17 protein-coding genes and 1 riboswitch are annotated in these 18,831 nt (G+C 41.0%); of the genes, 6 read left to right on the top strand and 11 right to left on the bottom strand.

All coding sequences use genetic code 11. The features are described 5' to 3' along the window. Positions 1–91: 91 nt before the first annotated feature. From BIV60_RS23650 to BIV60_RS23660, 3 genes are all read left to right on the top strand, one after another. On the top strand, positions 92–1,579 hold the full coding sequence (locus BIV60_RS23650; RefSeq protein WP_071358166.1) for an aldehyde dehydrogenase family protein: 1,488 nt from the start codon (positions 92–94) through the stop codon (positions 1,577–1,579). A 118-nt stretch (positions 1,580–1,697) separates the two neighbouring features. Continuing rightward, the gene (locus BIV60_RS23655; protein ID WP_071358167.1) at positions 1,698–2,084 is read left to right on the top strand and encodes a hypothetical protein; all 387 of its coding nucleotides are present in this window, start codon (positions 1,698–1,700) and stop codon (positions 2,082–2,084) included. Between the two features lie 64 nt (positions 2,085–2,148). Then, complete coding sequence (locus BIV60_RS23660; RefSeq protein ID WP_071358168.1) at positions 2,149–2,544, top strand: cytosolic protein; 396 nt, start codon at positions 2,149–2,151, stop codon at positions 2,542–2,544. A gap of 259 nt (positions 2,545–2,803) precedes the next feature. Here BIV60_RS23660 and BIV60_RS23665 read toward each other — a convergent pair whose 3' ends face one another. After that, complete coding sequence (locus tag BIV60_RS23665; RefSeq protein ID WP_071358169.1) at positions 2,804–3,778, bottom strand: NERD domain-containing protein; 975 nt, start codon at positions 3,776–3,778, stop codon at positions 2,804–2,806. A 212-nt stretch (positions 3,779–3,990) separates the two neighbouring features. Between BIV60_RS23665 and BIV60_RS23670 the strand changes: the two genes are divergently transcribed. After that, complete coding sequence (locus BIV60_RS23670) at positions 3,991–4,821, top strand: pirin family protein (RefSeq protein ID WP_071358170.1); 831 nt, start codon at positions 3,991–3,993, stop codon at positions 4,819–4,821. A gap of 44 nt (positions 4,822–4,865) precedes the next feature. On the opposite strand, the gene BIV60_RS23675 is transcribed toward BIV60_RS23670, so the two are convergent. Then, positions 4,866–6,386: an MDR family MFS transporter gene (locus BIV60_RS23675; RefSeq protein ID WP_071358171.1), complete on the bottom strand. Its 1,521-nt coding sequence runs from the start codon at positions 6,384–6,386 to the stop codon at positions 4,866–4,868. 143 nt (positions 6,387–6,529) lie between these two features. Between BIV60_RS23675 and BIV60_RS23680 the strand changes: the two genes are divergently transcribed. After that, positions 6,530–7,021, top strand: a complete 492-nt coding sequence (locus tag BIV60_RS23680) for a MarR family winged helix-turn-helix transcriptional regulator (RefSeq protein WP_371261585.1) — start codon at positions 6,530–6,532, stop codon at positions 7,019–7,021. Between the two features lie 189 nt (positions 7,022–7,210). Here the strand turns inward: BIV60_RS23680 and BIV60_RS23685 are convergent, their stop codons facing one another. The 5 genes from BIV60_RS23685 to BIV60_RS23705 all read right to left on the bottom strand — a co-directional run bounded on the left by BIV60_RS23685 (position 7,211) and on the right by BIV60_RS23705 (position 10,195). After that, positions 7,211–7,594, bottom strand: a complete 384-nt coding sequence (locus tag BIV60_RS23685; RefSeq protein ID WP_071358173.1) for a VOC family protein — start codon at positions 7,592–7,594, stop codon at positions 7,211–7,213. Positions 7,595–7,613: 19 nt separating this feature from the next. Further along, positions 7,614–8,177, bottom strand: a complete 564-nt coding sequence (locus BIV60_RS23690; RefSeq protein ID WP_071358174.1) for an FAD-dependent oxidoreductase — start codon at positions 8,175–8,177, stop codon at positions 7,614–7,616. A 97-nt stretch (positions 8,178–8,274) separates the two neighbouring features. Continuing rightward, a complete protein-coding gene (locus BIV60_RS23695) occupies positions 8,275–8,493 on the bottom strand; it encodes a hypothetical protein (protein WP_071358175.1) in 219 nt (72 codons plus the stop codon). Between the two features lie 74 nt (positions 8,494–8,567). Further along, positions 8,568–9,767, bottom strand: coding sequence for an MFS transporter (locus BIV60_RS23700; RefSeq protein ID WP_071358176.1), 1,200 nt, complete (start codon positions 9,765–9,767; stop codon positions 8,568–8,570). A gap of 8 nt (positions 9,768–9,775) precedes the next feature. Continuing rightward, positions 9,776–10,195: a MarR family winged helix-turn-helix transcriptional regulator gene (locus BIV60_RS23705; RefSeq protein ID WP_071358177.1), complete on the bottom strand. Its 420-nt coding sequence runs from the start codon at positions 10,193–10,195 to the stop codon at positions 9,776–9,778. Between the two features lie 267 nt (positions 10,196–10,462). On the opposite strand from BIV60_RS23705, the gene BIV60_RS29885 reads away from it, so the two are divergent. After that, a complete protein-coding gene (locus tag BIV60_RS29885; RefSeq protein ID WP_177177385.1) occupies positions 10,463–10,615 on the top strand; it encodes a hypothetical protein in 153 nt (50 codons plus the stop codon). 203 nt (positions 10,616–10,818) lie between these two features. Here BIV60_RS29885 and metH read toward each other — a convergent pair whose 3' ends face one another. Genes metH through BIV60_RS23725 form a run of 4 tightly spaced genes read right to left on the bottom strand, consistent with a single transcriptional unit; the run spans position 10,819 to position 18,415 of the window. Next, the gene (metH, locus tag BIV60_RS23710; RefSeq protein ID WP_071358178.1) at positions 10,819–14,271 is read right to left on the bottom strand and encodes a methionine synthase; all 3,453 of its coding nucleotides are present in this window, start codon (positions 14,269–14,271) and stop codon (positions 10,819–10,821) included. Beyond that, a complete protein-coding gene (locus BIV60_RS23715; RefSeq protein WP_071358179.1) occupies positions 14,249–16,114 on the bottom strand; it encodes a bifunctional homocysteine S-methyltransferase/methylenetetrahydrofolate reductase in 1,866 nt (621 codons plus the stop codon). Before BIV60_RS23715 ends, metH begins: the two co-directional genes overlap by 23 nt. Before the next feature lie 2 nt (positions 16,115–16,116). Continuing rightward, the gene (gene metC / locus BIV60_RS23720; protein ID WP_071358180.1) at positions 16,117–17,304 is read right to left on the bottom strand and encodes a cystathionine beta-lyase; all 1,188 of its coding nucleotides are present in this window, start codon (positions 17,302–17,304) and stop codon (positions 16,117–16,119) included. Further along, a complete protein-coding gene (locus tag BIV60_RS23725) occupies positions 17,294–18,415 on the bottom strand; it encodes a methionine biosynthesis PLP-dependent protein (RefSeq protein WP_071358181.1) in 1,122 nt (373 codons plus the stop codon). The genes metC and BIV60_RS23725 overlap by 11 nt, the downstream gene beginning before the upstream one ends. An 83-nt stretch (positions 18,416–18,498) precedes the next feature. After that, a riboswitch (SAM riboswitch) is annotated at positions 18,499–18,617 on the bottom strand. Between the last annotated feature and the right edge of the window lie 214 nt (positions 18,618–18,831).

Here is an 18,831-nt window from a genome sequence, read left to right on the forward strand (position 1 = left end):
TTTTAACAATGATACTATTAATCTCGAGGTTGAAAACGGATACATACTGTTTGAAATCTTAGAATCTTTTACATATAGGGAGGAATTACATTTGAGTCAAGTAACAGTCAATCTAAAAGAAAAAGTGGAAAAATTTCTATTAGGGAAAAAGAAACTGTATATTGATGGTCAATTTGTTGAAAGTCTCTCTCAAAAAACATTCGATACGTATAATCCTGCCACAGGTGAAGTACTTGCAGCGGTTTACGAAGCCGGCCCGGAAGACATTGATCGCGCCGTAAAGGCAGCACGCAAAGCTTTCGATGAAGGACCATGGTCTAAAATGAGTGCAGCCGAGCGCAGCCGCCTAATGTATAAATTAGCTGATTTAATGGAGCAAAATAGTGAAGAGCTTGCCCAACTAGAAACGCTTGATAACGGAAAACCAATTCGTGAGACATCAAATGCGGATATTCCGCTTGCAGTTGAACATATGCGCTATTATGCCGGCTGGTCAACGAAAATTGTTGGGCAAACCATCCCAGTTAACGGACCATTTTTAAACTATACCCGTCATGAAGCAGTCGGAGTGGTCGGACAAATTATCCCTTGGAACTTCCCGCTGTTAATGGCGATGTGGAAGCTTGGTGCAGCGCTTGCGACTGGTTGTACAGTCATATTGAAGCCAGCTGAGCAAACTCCGCTATCTGTATTATATTTAGCTGAATTAGTTCAGGAAGCAGGATTCCCTGCAGGGGTAATTAATATTGTTCCTGGTTTTGGTGAAACAGCAGGCCGGCCGCTTGTTGATCACCCGCTTGTGGATAAAATTGCTTTCACAGGCTCAACTGAAGTCGGCAAGTCCATCATGGAGCGCGCTTCTAAAACTCTTAAGCGCGTAACACTTGAACTCGGCGGAAAATCACCAAACATTATTTTACCGGATGCGGACTTAACAAAAGCAATTCCTGGAGCTCTAAATGGAGTTATGTTCAACCAAGGCCAGGTTTGCTGTGCAGGTTCCCGTGTATTTATTCAAAAGAAACAATTTGATAATGTTGTTGCCGATATGGTCAGCCATGCTCAAAAAATTAAGCAAGGTGCTGGTTTACATGCTGATACTCAAATTGGTCCGCTAGTATCGGATGAGCAGCAGAAACGTGTTCTTGGCTATATTGAAAAAGGCGTGAAAGAGGGGGCAGAATTGTTAGTCGGCGGAGATAAGCCATATGAACAGGGATATTTCGTTTCTCCGACGATTTTCGCAGATGTCCGTGATGAAATGACGATTGCCAAAGAAGAAATCTTTGGACCGGTTATTTCAGCTCTTCCATATGAGGACCTGGATGAATTGATTAACCGCGCTAATAACAGCGAATATGGCTTAGCAGCAGGTGTTTGGACAAAGGATGTTTCCAAAGCACACTATATCGCAAACCGACTGCGCGCAGGTACCGTTTGGGTAAACTGTTACAATGCCTTTGATGCGGCATCGCCATTTGGAGGTTTTAAACAATCAGGAATTGGCCGTGAAATGGGATCATACGCATTGAACAACTATACAGAAGTTAAGAGCGTTTGGGTTTCGCTAAATAATTAACGATCTAATAAGCTAGTAAAAACGTTTAGGCGTTTTCACTAGCTTTTTTTTATTGGACACCGTTCATTAGAATTTGGAATAAAGTAAAGAAAGCGAACTTCTTTTGAGGTGTGTCATTATGAATAATAAAAACGAAAATCCAGAATTAGAACAAAAAAGACTGAGTCTTGAAAAACAAATAGCTATTGGTATTTGGATACAGGTGATTGGGGCAACAATTGAATTCTTAGGGATTGCCAAGTTAAGGGGGATTAGCGAAAATCCAGATTCGATTCCTGAAAAAGAAGTCCTTTCAGGCGCTGGCATTCAAGCCATTGGTACCCTTTTTGAAGCCATTGGTGTAACAGGGCAAATAACTGAAATTGATAATACACTTAAATTAGATGCCCAAAAATTAGCAATTGCAGGTGATTGGCTTCAATCAATTGGTGCAGCATTAGAAGCAACCGGTGGAACAGGAGAATTTTTAGAGGAACAAGAACAAGCAAATTTATTTGTTCCATAGGGGAATTTATTGGGAAAAATGGGCAAGCTACCTATATGTTTGATTACATTTTAGGGAGGGTATTATGCAATCATTTATTGTTAGTTTTCATCAAGAGGACAATGTAGATAGCATGCAAATACAAAAATTAAGCCAAGAGGATTTTGAAAAAGCAACAGAAGGTGGAACAAGACATTTATTTGACTTAGATACAAACATCGGCTTTTTTGTCTTTTTCGATGCCGAAGATGTCGACGGCGTTGTCTCTTATTTAATGCTTCAATATGAAGAGGACAGGGAAGAACCGGTTGGCTGTTACTCTTTCCGACTGGAAGATTTTTACGAATTCATGGCTCTTTATTTAAATGATCTTGAATTTAACGAAGAAACCGAGGAAGAGGAAGAAGAATACGGTCCAATACATCATTTGGCGCACCTTTTGTTCCATATTGTGGATGAGGGGAAGGATGTTGAGGTGTAATTCTGTCTAATTTGTTGGGGGCTTTTTTGAAATTTGTCATTTATGAAGGAAAAGGACGCCAAATTTGGCGTCCTTTCTTCAAAAAATGGTCAAATATAAGTTTTAATTTAATAAAAATAGTTCTGGAGAGTACCATTTAAATTTTTATTTGCGAATCGATCACCGTTATTTGCGAATTACATAATTTTATTTGCGGATTAAGCCCTTTTATTTGTGAATCGACCCCATTTATTTGTGAATCCAAAAATTCAAACCAAATTTACCATTTTAAATTACTAGGATAATAAACTCGATTCCTTTTTGTTCCAGAAAAATGAAGATTCGAAGAACGCAGAATCCTTCCAGCTAAATCAATCGAGCCTATACGTGCAAACTCCCTAAACCCCCGATTCGTAATTTTCGTAACAAACAACAAAAAATAGTCTCTAAGCGCATCAATATGAGCATCCATAGAATAAAGCTGACATTTCGGACAGAACCATTTCTGTTTTTTACGAATAAGGGGGAGATATTTACAGTAGGGGCAGTGAACACCAGTCAATAAATCTGATCTCTGAATACCAAACTTTTGAAGAAGATAACCTGTCGGGGGAGTATTCATTTTTAAAAGAAGGCGAGAAAGCTTGCGGAGGTCTTTTGCTGTTAAAAGTGGGGTAGAGTGAATCCTCTCTAGTTCCCGAATTCTTTTTAGCATCACATCACCCTTACATACTTTCGGTTTGACTTTATAAGCATTTTTCCCGGTAATCACATATGAAGAGTAATGATTGCTTATCACAACTAAATAAACGACAGGAACGGGAGGAAAGTGATTTTTAATCAATAGTTTATTTATATATTCTTGATGCCTTTCAGCTTGAGCAATTGGATAAGAAAATCCTTTTTCTTCCTCATTTTTTATTTGGAAAAATTGTTCGTTCTCCGTATCAAATACTAATTTTCCTGCCATATTTTTTACATCGATAATGAGAATGAATTCAGGTGTTAAGAGTAGAGTATCAATTTGGCAGTTGTAGTTGCCATCTGGAAGGTTTAAGTCGTGGAATATCAGGTATTTTTCGTTGGGGAGTTCGCGGTAATAATAATCCAGTGATTTCTCGCCCTCATATCCAGCCTGCCTCCTGCTTAGCTCATCTAAAATTTGTTGATATTTTGCATGGCTGCAAGGAAGGCGGCGCAAAATTGCGTCTAAAATGAGGATTTTTAACGGGATTGTCCTGACTTTTACGATCAAAATGATCACTCCTTTTATTATTTCTTCTTAAAGTTAGCATAATATCCATTCAGAAAACTAAATGAAATGTAAAAACTTTTTGAACAAATATTTACCCGCGAATCCAAAATCCCAAAAGAATCAACCACCATAAAATTTGAAAAACAAACCCTACAAGGTTATGATTATCTTGAATTCAAAATAACTCATCACCCACGAACGGAGGCAATAAAATGATCCAAAGAGAAATAATACAAACCTGGACCGTTCAACATCATCAACACAGTCCAATTCATACCGCGGGAATGGTACTCGATCCGGTAAAAATGCAAGAGTTTGATCCATTTCTTTTCCTGGCAGAGGATTTTTTCAAAAAAGGCACCTTTGATTTTCATCCCCACCGCGGAATAGAGACCGTAACCTATGTCATCGAAGGCAAACTTGATCATGAAGATAACAAGGCGGGGAAAGGAGAATTGGGACCAGGGGATGTTCAATGGATGACCGCCGGAAGAGGTGTCATTCATATTGAAGATCCGGTAGAAGGTGACACCGTTCATTCCTTGCAGCTATGGGTGAATCTTCCACGTGAACACAAAATGACCGAGCCGCGTTATCAAAACCTTAGAAGCCAGGACATGCCAGTCCGTGAAAAAGCCGGTGCCTTAATCCGCATCTTTTCCGGCTCATCAGGCGGCATAAAATCTGCCACGAAAAACTATGTCCCCGTGACATTTGTTGAAATCAATTTAGAACCCGGGGCAACCATCTCGCAGGACTTACCTGGAGATTATAACGGTTTCATGTATGTACTGGAAGGAAACGGCCTTTTCGGAAAAAATAAAGTAGAAGCCGAAAAAGGTCAAGCGCTTCAATTGGGCCAAGCTGAGGAAGGACAAGAGAGTGAAGTAACCATTCAAGCAAAAGAAAAGATGCGTGTTTTGCTTTATGCCGGAAAACCTTTAAACGAACCAATCGTCGCCCGCGGTCCTTTCGTGATGAATACGGAAGAAGAAATCCGCCAAGCCTATAGGGATTACACGGATGGCAAGTTTGGAGAGTAAACAAAATGGCATCCAGTCGAGGGGCTGAATGCCATTTTTAAAACCTACCCTTTTTTCGCCACAACAACGCGTGCCTTCCCCATAAAAAAGATGGTTACAGCCGCAATTGCAATCGGAATCAAGGTTAGCAAAAACATATGAGTAATCGAATCGGACATAGCATGAATAATTTTATCCAAAATAAAACTAGGAATTTTTGAGCGTGTACTTGCTTCAAAGATTTGACGCGGGTCCATATTGGACATAAAGGAAGAACCTCCATGACCACCTGCTCCCTGCATCCCCTTAAATGCTTCCTTCAGATTATTGGTAAATACATTCGTTTGAATCGAACCGAAAACCGTTACCCCTAATGTCATTCCAAATGAACGCAGGAATGAGTTGGTGGAATTCGCCGTACCGCGGAATTGCGGTTCCAAATTGTGAATGGAGGCAGTCGGTAAAAGTGAAAAGGAAAAGCCCACACCAAAGCCGACGAGAATCATATACAGCGTAAGCATCCAGCGAGCCGTATCCGTTGTCATATTTCCAAGCAGAAGCATCCCTGCTAGATAGGATATGATTGAGATAATCATTAAATTACGATATGAAGTTTTGGCTAAGAAAATCCCCCCAACAGAACTTCCCGCAACAGAGCCTAACATCATCGGGGTTAAAATTAAACCAGCGTTCTTAGCGGAACCGCCATATACGGCCTGAACAAAAATGGGGATAAACACAGTTAAAATGATAAACGTTCCACCATATAAAAATGCCAGAATTTGTGAAGTGGCAAATAATCTTCTTTTAAACAACCAAAGCGGTAAAATCGGTTCTGCTGCTTTAAACTCCGCAATGAAAAAGACAACGAAAAAGATGAGGAAGCTTACAAATAAGCTAATGATTTGCACAGAATTCCAATCATATTCTTTACCGCCAAGTTCAAGAGCAAACATTAAACTAACAACCGAAATAACAAGTGTGATGGCACCGGCCCAGTCAATTTTTTGCTTGGAGTGCTGAAGGGATTCATGATAGAAACGGACAATTAAGAAAATCGAAACGATTCCAATTGGTACATTAACGTAGAATACCCAATGCCAGCTTATATAGTCGGTAATGTAGGCTCCCAATAATGGTCCTAACACACTTGAAGCACCAAATACTGCACCGAGTAAACCCGTCATTTTTCCGCGATTTTCAGGGGGGAAAATATCAAAGACGATGGTAAAAGCAATAGGCATCAAAGCACCGCCGCCAATCCCCTGGATGGCACGGTAAATACTCAACTGAACAATACTTTGGGCAATTCCGCAAAGGGCGGACCCAAATAGAAAAACGATTAACCCAAAAATAAAGAAGCGTTTACGCCCATACATATCGGACAGTTTGCCGAAAATAGGCATTCCCGCCATTACGGCTACCATATAAGCGGAGGTGACCCAAATAAATTTGTCGAAACCTCCCAAATCAGAAACGATTGTGGCCATTGCAGTTGCGACAATCGTATTATCCATGGCAGCCATTAAAATAGCTAATAATAGTCCGGCCACAACAAATTTGAGATTATGATCTTTTTTAATCATGAAATGTCTCCTTTTTCTTTTATTGGCAAATTAGATCTCCTTTCATAGAGTAAAAATGTTTGATAAGATGAAATAAATGCAGGAAATCTATTATCTTGATAATCAAGATAAAGCAATTTTAAAAGGAAGGATGAAACATGTCAATGGATTTCTTTGATCATCCTGATATCGCAAAAAATCTGATTAAAAATTTACGGAAACTAAGCACGAGGATGGTTCTTTTTCAACAAACTGCAGCCCATTCAATTGGCTTGGTTCATACTGATTTTAAAACAGCTGACATACTAAATGAGGCGGGACCGCTAACAGCAGGGGAATTAAGCAAAGTCACTGGTCTTAGCACAGGGTCTGTCACAGCTCTTATTGATCGGCTTGAACAGGCGGGTTACGCTAGGAGAGAGAAGGATCCAAACGATCGGCGGCGTGTTATTATTGTTCCGATTAAAGAAAATCAGTGCTCAATTAAAGAGCATTTTTTACCTTTAAATCAATCAATGACGGAGCTTTGTTCCAATTATAATGAAGAGCAGCTGGCGCTAATCAGTGATTTTTTAGAAAAAACAATTGTCATCCATGAAAAAGAAATTCAGGCGGCGAGCCGGTCGGAAGCTAAAAAAGAGGAGCCCAATGCTTGAGCTCCTATTCATTATAAGAAATATCTAGACTTTGAGAATTGTCCAGCTCCAGCGCCTAGCACCTCGAGGGAAAAAATGAACTGCTTTTTTCCTAGGTCGCTTCGGTCCAGCCGATGAAGTCAAAAACCGACTTCACCGTCCGGCCCGCAAGCAGCTGTTGGGGCTGAACAAGGCGCTTCCGCTTTTCTTTTACCTTTGAAAAAATTCAACCCATTCTCCCTCAGGCCCGTGAAAAAAGAAATAACGGTATCCATTCGGAAGTGTCGTGATTTCCTCATCAATTAATTCTACATCTAGTCCCTTAATTCGCTCAAATTCTGCTTCAATATTGTCCACCAGCACAGCAAAATGATGCACTTTGCCTTCTTGAGGAAGATTGTCATTGTAGCCTTGAATGAGTTCCAGTTCCGTTTCATCGGAATCATTGAAGCCGAGGAAGGCTAGAGTCATCGACTCATCTGAATGAATAAATTTGTCCTTCAACTGCATTCCAACGATTTCTTGATAAAACTTAATCGCCCGATCGATGTCTTTCACCATAATCCCGACATGGTCAATTTTCTTTCCAACCATTTTACGTTGCTCCCTCAAATTATGATTTTAAAACGTCATGGTCAACATAGCGTTCGCCGTTTAGTTCGCTAATTACATTGATTGCAACCTTAGCTCCGTCACCGGCAGTAATGATGGTATGTACACTTACACCTGCTACCGTTCCAGCTGCCCAAATTCCATCCAGATTTGTTTTTCCTTCTGGGGTTACATCCAAAACAGTTTTAATTCTTGGCTCTGTCCCTGGTTTAGTTTTTAGGCCGACTGTTTCAGCAAGATTAACTAACGCACCAGTAGCAACAATAACATGCTTCGCTTCAAAGCTATTTCCATCAGTTTCCACTTTTAAGCCATTATCTGTTTTAACGATATTGCTTACTGTAGCTTGAACTAATTCAGCGCCAAATTTACCTGCTTGTTTTTTACCGATTTCGATTAAATCTGGACCTGAGATTTCAGCTACGCCATAATGATTTTCAATCCAGGCACGTTTTGTCATGCTTTTGTCATTATCAACAATCAAAGTTTTCTTTCCAGCTTTTGCGGTAAATAGGGCAGCACTTGCACCAGCTGCGCCAGCACCAATAATCACTACATCAAACATCTTCATACCTCCAATTTAGATTATAATAATTCTTATTTAAGCTTAACTTAAATCCAAAATATTGTAAATGAAACTGCCTCATAATTCAAAACTTTCTTTAGAAGTATATCCACCTACATGCAAAATAAAAAGAACCATTTTTTCCTTCGTTGGAAAAATGGTTCTTGTACTTGTTTTTGTATAGGCAATCTTTTTTCGTTTTTGTTGTTCGTGTTCGTAAATCCGCAAATACAAACGGACTTCGTTTTAGCTCGGGATTTATTTTCCCTTCGCGTTCTAGTTTTTCCCGCAGCTTTTTAGCTTTTGATTTAGCCATTCAAATCACCTCTTAAATAAGATTATTACCATTATATAATATTTTAACTCTTATAAAGAGGTGATTTTTCATCATTATTGCTCCTGGCTTTTTAATTTTGGTGAAGTCTCCCGTTTCTTTGCATGATGAAAGAAATAATAAAGTACAGCCCCAATTAAAACATAGAAGGCAGATAGGAAATATAACGAGCTATAAGACATTTTGACAGCCACTAATCCGACTAAAAATGACCCAAGTGCGATGCCGGTATCATAGATTGATAGAAAAGTTGCTGTGGCCAATCCTCGTTTTTTCGGTGCGGCATGTTGAATCGCAATCGTTTGGAAGGTTGGAAATAATGTTCCCCATCCTATCCCGATTAAAGCGGCTGAAAGGAGGAAGGTAAATGCTCCGCCAGTTTTACTTAAGACCATCATTCCAACCGCAAAAAGAATAATACATGGATAGAAAATAACGTTTGCTCCATATTGATCTAACCATTTTCCTGTAAAGGGTCTGGACAGTAATAAAACAATAGCGTAGACCACAAAGAATAGACTTGCTACATTCTCCAAGTGAATTTCATTCGCATAGACGGATACAAATGAAAGAAGCGCTGAATAGACAATGGCCAAGAAGCCTCCTACAATGGCAATGGGTACAGCCGATGCTTCGAACAAATTCCGAAAAGAAAAAGAAGGTTGTACTGTTTGTTGAACGTGCTGCTCTTTTTTGGGAAGTTTAATATTAAGTCCAGTAATAAGGGCGCCAATCGCAACCACTAGCGTTACGGTAAACAACCATTTAGCTCCCCATTGCTGAATCGCAAGCAATCCAACAAACGGCCCTAATACCATCGCCATATTTGTCGACATGACAAAGTAGCCCATTCCTTCGCCCCTGCGAGAAGCAGGGATAAGATCCGCCACAATCGTTCCCGCAGCTGTTGTTGCCATTCCAAAACCAACCCCGTGCAACAACCGAATTACGAGAAAGCCAGTAACTGATTTTGGAAAAAAGTAAAAGAGAGATGCGCCGGCAAAAATGATCAAGGCCGTTAACAGCACCTTTTTATTTCCGACACGCTCGAGCCATTGTCCTGCAAGAGGACGTGAAATGATGGCAGAAAGTAAAAAGATTGTTGTCATTAAGCCTGCCTGTGAGGCGCTGCTATGAAATTCCTTTAAGGCATAGATTGGAAGAGTTACTAGCAAAATATAAAAGGTTAAAAAGAGAAAAAAGTTACTTAAGGAAACACTAATAAAATCCTTCGTCCATAATTTCGATTTGGTCATGTGGCCAATCACTCCTTTAAAAGTTTATGTAACCAGTTCATTTGGATTTCACAAAGCTCTTCCTGCGATGCTTCCGGAAGATGCTTTAGTAACGTTTTATTTAGATCGGTCACTGCACGTTCCCAGTTTGGAAATTCATTTAATGCGGCATCGGTTAATTGAATGTGTTTTTCCCGCTTGTCTTCGCCAGGAACCTGTCTTACATATCCTTGTTTAACAAGTCTTTGAATGGTACGGGTCATCGGCGGGGCTTCGACAAATAGATAATCGCAGAGTTCTTTTTGTGTTAAAGAGCCCTTCGTTTTTAAAACAAAAATAACGGCCCACTGTGAACCGTATAACCCCATTGGTTTCAGGACTTCATTCAATTTATTGGTGAGATGCCTTGACAGCTGGTGAAGCGTATGAATTAAATCGTGACTAAGCAAATTAGTTTCACTCCGTTATTATCTATTAGTTTCACTCCGTTATTATCTATTAGTTACCTAGGTAACTATATGCTCTTTTAAAGGAATTGTCAAGGAATGTTCACATCCTCTAATGCAAGGAACAGGATTTTTTGCTTTTCGGGGATTTTGCCATCACCAGATTACGCTGAAGGACAGTTTTACGGTTTTAAGAAGGATTTTGTCTCTCCAGAGCAGGTGGAAGGACAGTTTTACGGTTTTAAAAAGGATTTTGTCTCTCCGGAGTAGGTGGAAGGACAGTTTTACGGTTTTAAGAAGGAAATTGTCCCTCTAGACCGGGTGGAAGGACAGTTTTACGGTTTTAAGAAGGAAATTGTCTCTCCAGAGCAGGTGGAAGGACAGTTTTACGGTTTTAAAAAGGATTTTGTCTCTCCGGAGTAGGTGGAAGGACAGTTTTACGGTTTTAAGAAGGATTTTGTCTCTCCAGAGCAGGTGGAAGGACAGTTTTACGGTTTTAAGAAGGATTTTGTCTCTCCAGAGCAGGTAGAAGGACAGTTTTACGATTATTTGAAGGAAATTGTCTTTCCATACAGGCGTAAACAAAAATCCCACGGATCCAAACACCGCGGGATTTCAAAAAAATTCTATTTCAACACATTAAAATACCTTGCTTCCGGATGGGCAAATACAATAGCGGAGACGGAAGCTTCCGGTTCCATCATGCATCCGTCAGTTAGTTCAATACCAATTTCCTCCGGCTGAATCAATTTAAACAATTTCTTTTGATCCTCTAAATCAGGACATGCAGGGTATCCAAACGAGAAACGCTGCCCTTGGTACTTAGCTGCAAACCGGTCCTGCATTGTAAAATCAAGTGGATCAGGGAAGCCCCAGCGGTCACGCATCTGGCGGTGAATGAGCTCAGCAAAACCTTCCGCAGACTCTAAAGCCAGTGACTGAAGTGCATGACTTTCTAAAAAGCGTCCTTCTGCCTTGAATTGGTCGGCTTTTTCACGAATGCCTCTGCCGGCAGTAACCGTAAAGAATCCTACATAATCCTTCTCGCCGCTATCCACTGATTTAATAAAATCAGCTAAACATAGATGAGGCTCTGATTCTTGTCGAGGGAAATCAAATGTCTCAATAATTTGATCTTGATTTTCCGGATCATAAATATAAATTTTATTTCCCTCTGACTGTGCAGGGAAGAATTGATATACAGCTGCTGGAGTAATCCAGCCTTCAGAACTAGCATCGTGAAGTAATTGATCAACAACAGCTTTGATCTTCAATGCTTTTTCGTCTTTTTCGGCAAGTAATTTAGAAAGCTTGCCTTTTAGCCCAAGATGGTGTCCAATCAACATTTGCATATTGATATACGGTTCAATATGTGAAAGCGAATAGGAACGTAAAAGATGGCGTTTCGTATCCTTTGGAACAAATACCGGAACATTTGTAGAAACGGCAGGTTTTACTTTCACTGCAACAGCACTCCCTGTACGAAGATGGCTGAAATCATGAACGATTTCCGCTGCAGCAAGCTTTTCCTGTCTTTCTTCCAATAGCTTTTCGCGTTCTTCAGGAGTTTGCACTTGATTAGCAAGCGCAAGCCCTGTCATCGCATCTTTCGCATATAAAACAAGTCCATCGTATTCCTTTGAGATTTTTGTATCGGTAAATTTCCTAGAAAGGGCTGCACCGCCAACCAAAATCGGCAAGGAAATGCCTGATTCTTTCAAATCCTGGGCGGTTAAGACCATTTGCTGGGCTGATTTAACCAGTAATCCGGATAAACCGACGATGTCAGGCTGCTCTTTCCGAATGGCTTGAATCAAGTCTGCAGGGGTAACTTTGATTCCCAAGTCGACTACATTGTAGCCATTATTGCTCAGAATAATGTCCACTAGGTTTTTGCCAATATCATGAACATCGCCTTTGACCGTTGCCAAAATGATTTTTCCCTTAGTGGCAGAAGTATCGCCTTTTTCCATATGCGGTTCTAAATGTGAAACGGCAGCCTTCATTACTTCAGCACTTTGCAATACTTCAGCGACAATTAATTGGTTATCATTGAAAAGACGACCGACTTCGCTCATGCCTGCCATTAATGGACCGTTAATAATATCAAGAGGAGCAGGGTATTTTGCAAGCGCTAAATCCAAGTCCGGCAGCAAACCTTCTTTTGTTCCTTCGACCACATAATAGGCGAGTCTTTCTTCTAAGGTCATGTCAGGAAGGGTGGATTTAGCTTCTTTCTTTTTACCACGGTACATTTCAGTAAAAGTGGCTAAGGTTTCATCTGTCGTTTCAAATAATAGCTTTTCAGCTGCTTCGACCTCTTCTTTCGGAATGGAAGCAAAGCGCTCAAGCTTCTCCGTATTCACAATTGCATAATCTAATCCTGCTTGCGTGCAATGATAAAGGAATACGGAGTTTAAAACTTCTCTTCCAACAGGAGGCAGTCCAAAGGAAACATTACTAATACCTAGAATCGTTTGAACACCCGGAAGGTTTTCTTTGATTAACCGAATTCCATTTACTGTTGCTTTTGCAGATCCAATATATTGTTCATCGCCCGTCCCAACAGGGAAAACAAGCGGATCAAAAATAATGTCTTCCGGCTTTAAACCATATTTATGAACGAGTAAATCGTGGGATCGTTTCGCAATTTCAAGCTTCCGTTCTGCAGTAACCCCCATGCCTTTTTCGTCAATGGTTCCGACTACAGCAGCAGCACCGTACTTGTGAATCAATGGTAAGACTGCTTCAAAACGTTCCTCACCATCCTCAAGGTTAATCGAATTGATAATCGCTTTACCTTGTGAATATTTAAGCGCTCTTTCAATGACTTTTTCATCAGTTGAATCGATCACAAGAGGTACTTTTACTTTTTTAACGACTTCTTTAATGAATTTTTCCATGTCGACGATTTCATCACGGTCAGGGTCAGCAAGACAAATATCAATAACATGTGCGCCGCCTTTGACTTGGGCGCGGGCAACTTCCGATGCTTCTTCAAACTTGCCTTCCGTAATTAACCGTTTGAACTTGCGGGAGCCAATTACATTGGTCCGTTCCCCAACCATGATCGGTCTTAGTGTTGGGTCGTCATAAATAAATGGATCAATTCCAGATACCATGTGAACGGAGGAGGTCTGCAGTTCACGCGGCTGATATTGTTTCATCGCTTCTGCAATCGCCTGAATATGCTCCGGTGTTGTACCGCAGCAGCCGCCGACAATGTTCAGCCAGCCATGTGCAGCAAAGTCTGCAAGTTTTTTCGCCAAGGTTTCGGGTGTTTCATGGTAATGGCCTTCCTCATCTGGTAGTCCCGCATTTGGATAACAGCTGATAGCAGTGGTTGCAAGACTGGAAAGGGAACGGATATGATCCTGCATAAATTCAGGACCAGTCGCACAGTTTAAACCAACGGCCACTGGTTTCATATGTTCAACGGAAATATAGAAGGATTCAATCGTTTGACCAGCAAGCGTTGTACCCATCGGCTCAATGGTCCCTGAAAGCATCAGCGGCAATTTTTTTCCTGTTTTTTCAAATGCCCGTGAAATCCCAATAAAGCCTGCTTTCACGTTCAGCATATCCTGACTGGTTTCTAAGAGCAAAAGGTCGGCGCCTCCGTCAATTAAGCCAACTGCCTGCTCTTCATAGGAGGCAGCAAGCTCGTCGAAGGTAGTTCCACCCGTCACACTCAAAGTTTTCGTGGTTGGTCCCATTGAACCGGCAACGTAGCGCGGCCACTCTGGAGTCGATGCTGCATCTACAGCCTTTTTGGCAATTTGGGCGGCAACTTTATTCAATTCGTAGGCTTTGTAGCCCAAATCATATTCGTCGAGAACAATGCTGGTTGCACCGAAGGTATTGGTTTCGATAATGTCTGCCCCGGCCACAAGGTATTCCAGGTGAATATTTTCAATCACCGCAGGTGCAGTTAAATTCAGGTTTTCATTACAGCCCTCATATTCTTCTCCGCCAAAATCATCTGCACTTAGGTCTGCACGTTGAAGCATCGTTCCCATTGCGCCGTCCATGACAAGAATTCGCTTTTGTAACTGTTCAGTGAATGGTGCTTTCGACATAGATGTTCCCCCTAATTTCGTTCGCGCGCTGGTTGGTATATGCTGCCAGCTCAGCTGTTATCTCATAACGTAAAAATGGAGTAATTAAATAAATCCCATTGAATAAATCCAACGCTGTATCGATTAATGATTTTGTAATCGCAATTCCTTCTCGTACCGCCTGCTGTGGTTGGTCGTTCAAACTCGCCATTCTGTCGCGAATTGAATCGGCAATTTTAATTCCAGGGACCTCATTATGAAGGAACTCAGCATTTTTACTGCTTGTAAGCGGCATTAAGCCGATATAGATAGGCGCGCTTAGATGTTTCGTATTTTCATAGACTTCAATTAATTTTTCCTCTGAAAAAACTGGCTGGGTAATAAAGTAATCTGCTCCATATTCAATCTTTTTCTCCAACCGTTTGACCGCTTTTTCAAGAGTTCGGACATTCGGATTAAAAGCTGCAGCAATACTAAAATCGGTTTTTTGCCCAAGGTCCTTTCCAGAAAAAGAAAGGCCTTTATTTAACTGCTTGATCATTTGAATCAGTTCAAATGAAGACACATCGTATACAGAAGAAGCACCCGGAAAATCTCCCACTCTCGCAGGATCGCCAGTAATGGCCAAAACATCGTTCATTCCCAGAGTGTGAAGACCCATTAGATGCGATTGCAGCCCAATAATATTGCGGTCCCTGCATGCTAGGTGAATCAGCGGCCGCATTCCTAATTCCGTTTTCACACGATAGCCCAATGCTTCATTTGCAATTCGGACGGTGGCAAGGGAATTATCCGCAAGTGTAATCGCATCAATTCCCGCTTCCTTTAATGCCTTTGCACCTTCAAAGAACTTGTTAGTAGAATCCAGTTTCCTTGGTGGATCTAATTCCACAATAACGGATGGCCGTTCTCTTACTATCTTTTCAAGAGGAGGATTTTCTCTCTCGGGAGTTCGATCCTCTACTTTTATTTTCTCTGGTTTTAATTTTACAACTTTTTCGACAATTGGAACAGCATTCTTTAATTCTGAAGCAAATGCTTTGATATGTTCTGGTGTTGTACCGCAGCAGCCGCCAAGGAGTCTTACTCCTTCTTTCCGAAAGGACTGAGCCGATTTTCGGAAATACTCTGCATCTCCTTCATAATGAAACTTTCCGTCCGTATAAGCTGGCAGGCTTGCATTTGGATATGCAGAGAGAAAAGCATGTGCCGGAAGTTCAATCTGCTCCAATGCGAGAAGCATATGATGCGGACCAAGCCGGCAGTTTAGTCCAATCACATCAGCGCCAAGCCCTTCTAATCTTTTTATCGCATCATTTACAGGTGTCCGGTCCTGCAGGAAACCGGGCTCTTGAAGCGATATTTGAGAAATGATGGGAAGTTTTGTTTCTTTTCTTGCAATAGTCAAAACGGTTTCCAATTCTTCCAAATCGTAAAAGGTTTCAAGGAGCAATCCGTCTACACCTTCTAAAAGCAGACAATAAAGCTGCTCACGGAAGCTGCGTTTTAATTCTTCAATTGTAATGGAATTTGTTTTAATTCCTCGGTTGCCGCCAATCGTACCCAGTACAAAAGCATCCTGCCCTGCAGCCAATTTTGCGTTCCGGACAGCAGCACTATTAATTTCCTTAACCGAGTCTTCGAGTCCGTATCGGCCTAGCTTTAAATAGTTTGCAGCATAAGTGTTCGTCTGGATGACGTCAGCGCCGGCTTCAATATAAGCCTTATGAATATGTTGGATTTGCTCAGGGTGGGAGAGATTCAGTTCCTCAAAACAGCAATCCGTTCCATATGAATAAAGCAGCGTTCCCATTGCCCCATCAGCAATCAAGATTTGATTTTTTAATTTTTCTAAAAAGCTCATGATTATTCTCCTTGCTGCAGTACTAATTGTTCATGGCGAATTTGCGCAAACGCCTGTGAAAAATCTTTAATCAAGTCTTCAACATTTTCCAGCCCAGCAGAAAGGCGAAGCAGGCTGTTCGAAATCCCGCGCTTTTCCCTTTCAGGCTGCGGCATTGCAGCATGGGACATTTTTGCCGGATAAGATAAAATCGATTCAACGGCACCAAGGCTGACCGCAAAGACAGGTATTTTAACACTTGATACGAATGTTCTAAGTGCTGCTTCATCTTCCAGCTCAAAGGATAATACAGCACCAGGACCTTCTGCTTGAGCTGCTTGAAGTTCATGCTCAGGATGTTCCTTGAGACCAGGATAATAGACTGATTTAACGAGCGGATGTGAACTTAGATATTCCGCTAGTTTAATAGCAGATTTTTGTGATTGCTGAAGCCGTACATGCAGGGTTTTAAGCCCTCTTAAAACAAGCCATGCATCCTGCACACCAAGGACTGCACCAAAGGAATTTTGTAAAAATCCAAGTTTTTGAGCTAGATCCGCATCTTTTACTACAGCAAGACCTGCAACCACATCACTGTGTCCGGACAAGAATTTTGTTGCACTATGCAGCACCACATCAGCCCCAAGTTCCAATGGCTTTTGTAATGCAGGGGTTAAAAATGTATTATCAACAAAGGTTAACGCACCGATTTCCTTTGCTAATTCACTAACCGCTTTAATATCAGTTACCTTTAAAGTTGGATTCGAAGGGGTTTCTGCATAAAAAGCTTTTGTATTCGACTGGATTGCAGCCTTTACCTCATCCAGGTTCGTCATATTAACGAAGGTATGTTCAATTCCGTAACGTGTAAGGACCTGTGTGACCATCCGAAACGTTCCGCCGTATACGTCCTCTGTGATGACAATATGGTCTCCGGCAGAAAGGAGAAGGAAGGCTGTGGAAATCGCAGCCATACCGGAGGAAAAAGCAAATCCTTTCACTCCGCCTTCTAATTCAGCAATCACATCTTCAAGTGCTTCACGTGTTGGGTTCAAGCTTCGGCTGTAGTCATACTTCCCAAATTGGTCGATATCATATTGGTGAAAAGTAGAAGCATGCTGAATTGGTACACTTACCGCACCTGTAACAGGGTCCAATTTATGACGATTATGCAAAAGCAACGTTTCAAAACAAATATCTTTATTTTCCATTGATGATCACTCCTTCATGAATATTGGCAAAGGCTTTTTCTAAATCAATAATCAAATCTTCCGCGTCTTCCGTTCCAACGGAAAAACGAAGCAAGCAGTTATCAACACCTGCGGCAAAACGAACTTCCTCAGGAATATCAGCATGGGTTTGTGTTGCAGGGTAGGTAATAAAGCTTTCTGTACCACCAAGACTTTCAGCAAATGTAATCAGTGACAAACCTTGTAAGAATGGGTTTACCCATGATTCTTCTTTTACACGGAAGGAAAGCATTCCGCCTTTGCCAGGGTAAAGGACATCCTTAACATCTTCATGGTTTGAAAGATATTCAACAAGCTGCTTCGCATTTTTCTCGTGCTGCTTCATTCTGAGCGATAAAGTTTTCATTCCGCGCATTAACAGCCAAGAATCAAAAGGACTCAATACTGCCCCGGCACCATTGTGATGGAAGGCAAGGGCTTCACATAATTCTTGTCCCTTTGCAACAATGAGACCTGCAAGCACATCGTTATGTCCGCCTAAGTATTTGGTCGCACTATGAATCACAATATCTGCTCCAAGCAGGATTGGCTGCTGCAGGAGAGGGGTATAGAAAGTATTATCAACAATCAGCAAAATCCCGTGTTTCTTAGCAATTTCGGAAACAGCGGCAATGTCTGACTGCTGCATAAGAGGATTTGTCGGAGTTTCAAGGAAGATAGCCTTTGTTTTCGGGGTAATCTTACTTTCAATCTCACTCGGACAACAGGTATTGACATATTGAGCGGTTAAGCCCCATTTCTTATAGCCTTGTTCCAATATGCGGTAGGTTCCGCCATAAAGGTCTTCACTCACAATCCATTCATCACCGGATTGGAATAAAGAAAGAATCGTCAAAATAGCACCCATTCCGGAGCTGCAGGCATACCCTTGATCGCCGCCTTCTAAATCGGCAATGGTTTTTTCAAGCAGCTGACGTGTTGGATTTCCTGTGCGAATATAATCAAATCCAGTAGATTGGCCGATGCCTTCGTGACGGAAGGCGGTTGAAAAATAAACCGGCGGGTTAACGGTTCCTGTTACGGTTTCACTGCGATTTCCAATTTGAGCAAGTTTCGTTTCAATTTTGTACATGATGACCACTCCAATTTTTTAAGTATACAAAAAAGGTCTTCTTTAAGAAGAAGACCTTTGTCAGACGCTCACATATGTCATTCTTCTTATCTCGCAAATTATTAATGGTAATTTGCAGGACTTAGCACCTTTTCAATGAATTACTTCATTGAAGGTTGCTGAGGCGTCACAGGGCCATTCCCTCTACCTCTCTTGATAAGAAAATAAATTATTTAGATTATTTATAAAATTTACTACAAACAGTGAGGGATGTCAATTTGTTTTTTAGAAATTATTGTAGGTCTAAACTACTGAATTTTCTAAAAATTATTTTTTGAAAGTAGTTGACACTATGCTGTAGAGATGGTAATTTTAAGATACAAATCCGTTCTTAATAAAGAACTAATAAAACGATATATAATGAGGCTATTATATAG

The sequence above is a fragment of the Bacillus sp. MUM 116 genome, assembly GCF_001866655.1.
In the GTDB taxonomy this organism is placed as follows: domain Bacteria; phylum Bacillota; class Bacilli; order Bacillales; family Cytobacillaceae; genus Neobacillus.

What these genes read in the sequence shown, in the direction of transcription:
- BIV60_RS23655 (WP_071358167.1), top strand. Translation starts at nt 1,698, where the DNA reads ATGAATAATAAAAACGAAAATCCAGAATTAGAACAAAAAAGACTGAGT.
- BIV60_RS23660 (WP_071358168.1), top strand. Translation starts at nt 2,149, where the DNA reads ATGCAATCATTTATTGTTAGTTTTCATCAAGAGGACAATGTAGATAGC.
- BIV60_RS23670 (WP_071358170.1), top strand. Translation starts at nt 3,991, where the DNA reads ATGATCCAAAGAGAAATAATACAAACCTGGACCGTTCAACATCATCAA.
- BIV60_RS23675 (WP_071358171.1), bottom strand. Translation starts at nt 6,386, where the DNA reads ATGATTAAAAAAGATCATAATCTCAAATTTGTTGTGGCCGGACTATTA.
- BIV60_RS23680 (WP_371261585.1), top strand. Translation starts at nt 6,530, where the DNA reads ATGGATTTCTTTGATCATCCTGATATCGCAAAAAATCTGATTAAAAAT.
- BIV60_RS23685 (WP_071358173.1), bottom strand. Translation starts at nt 7,594, where the DNA reads ATGGTTGGAAAGAAAATTGACCATGTCGGGATTATGGTGAAAGACATC.
- BIV60_RS23690 (WP_071358174.1), bottom strand. Translation starts at nt 8,177, where the DNA reads ATGTTTGATGTAGTGATTATTGGTGCTGGCGCAGCTGGTGCAAGTGCT.
- BIV60_RS23695 (WP_071358175.1), bottom strand. Translation starts at nt 8,493, where the DNA reads ATGGCTAAATCAAAAGCTAAAAAGCTGCGGGAAAAACTAGAACGCGAA.
- BIV60_RS23700 (WP_071358176.1), bottom strand. Translation starts at nt 9,767, where the DNA reads ATGACCAAATCGAAATTATGGACGAAGGATTTTATTAGTGTTTCCTTA.
- metH (WP_071358178.1), bottom strand. Translation starts at nt 14,271, where the DNA reads ATGTCGAAAGCACCATTCACTGAACAGTTACAAAAGCGAATTCTTGTC.
- BIV60_RS23715 (WP_071358179.1), bottom strand. Translation starts at nt 16,114, where the DNA reads ATGAGCTTTTTAGAAAAATTAAAAAATCAAATCTTGATTGCTGATGGG.
- metC (WP_071358180.1), bottom strand. Translation starts at nt 17,304, where the DNA reads ATGGAAAATAAAGATATTTGTTTTGAAACGTTGCTTTTGCATAATCGT.
- BIV60_RS23725 (WP_071358181.1), bottom strand. Translation starts at nt 18,415, where the DNA reads ATGTACAAAATTGAAACGAAACTTGCTCAAATTGGAAATCGCAGTGAA.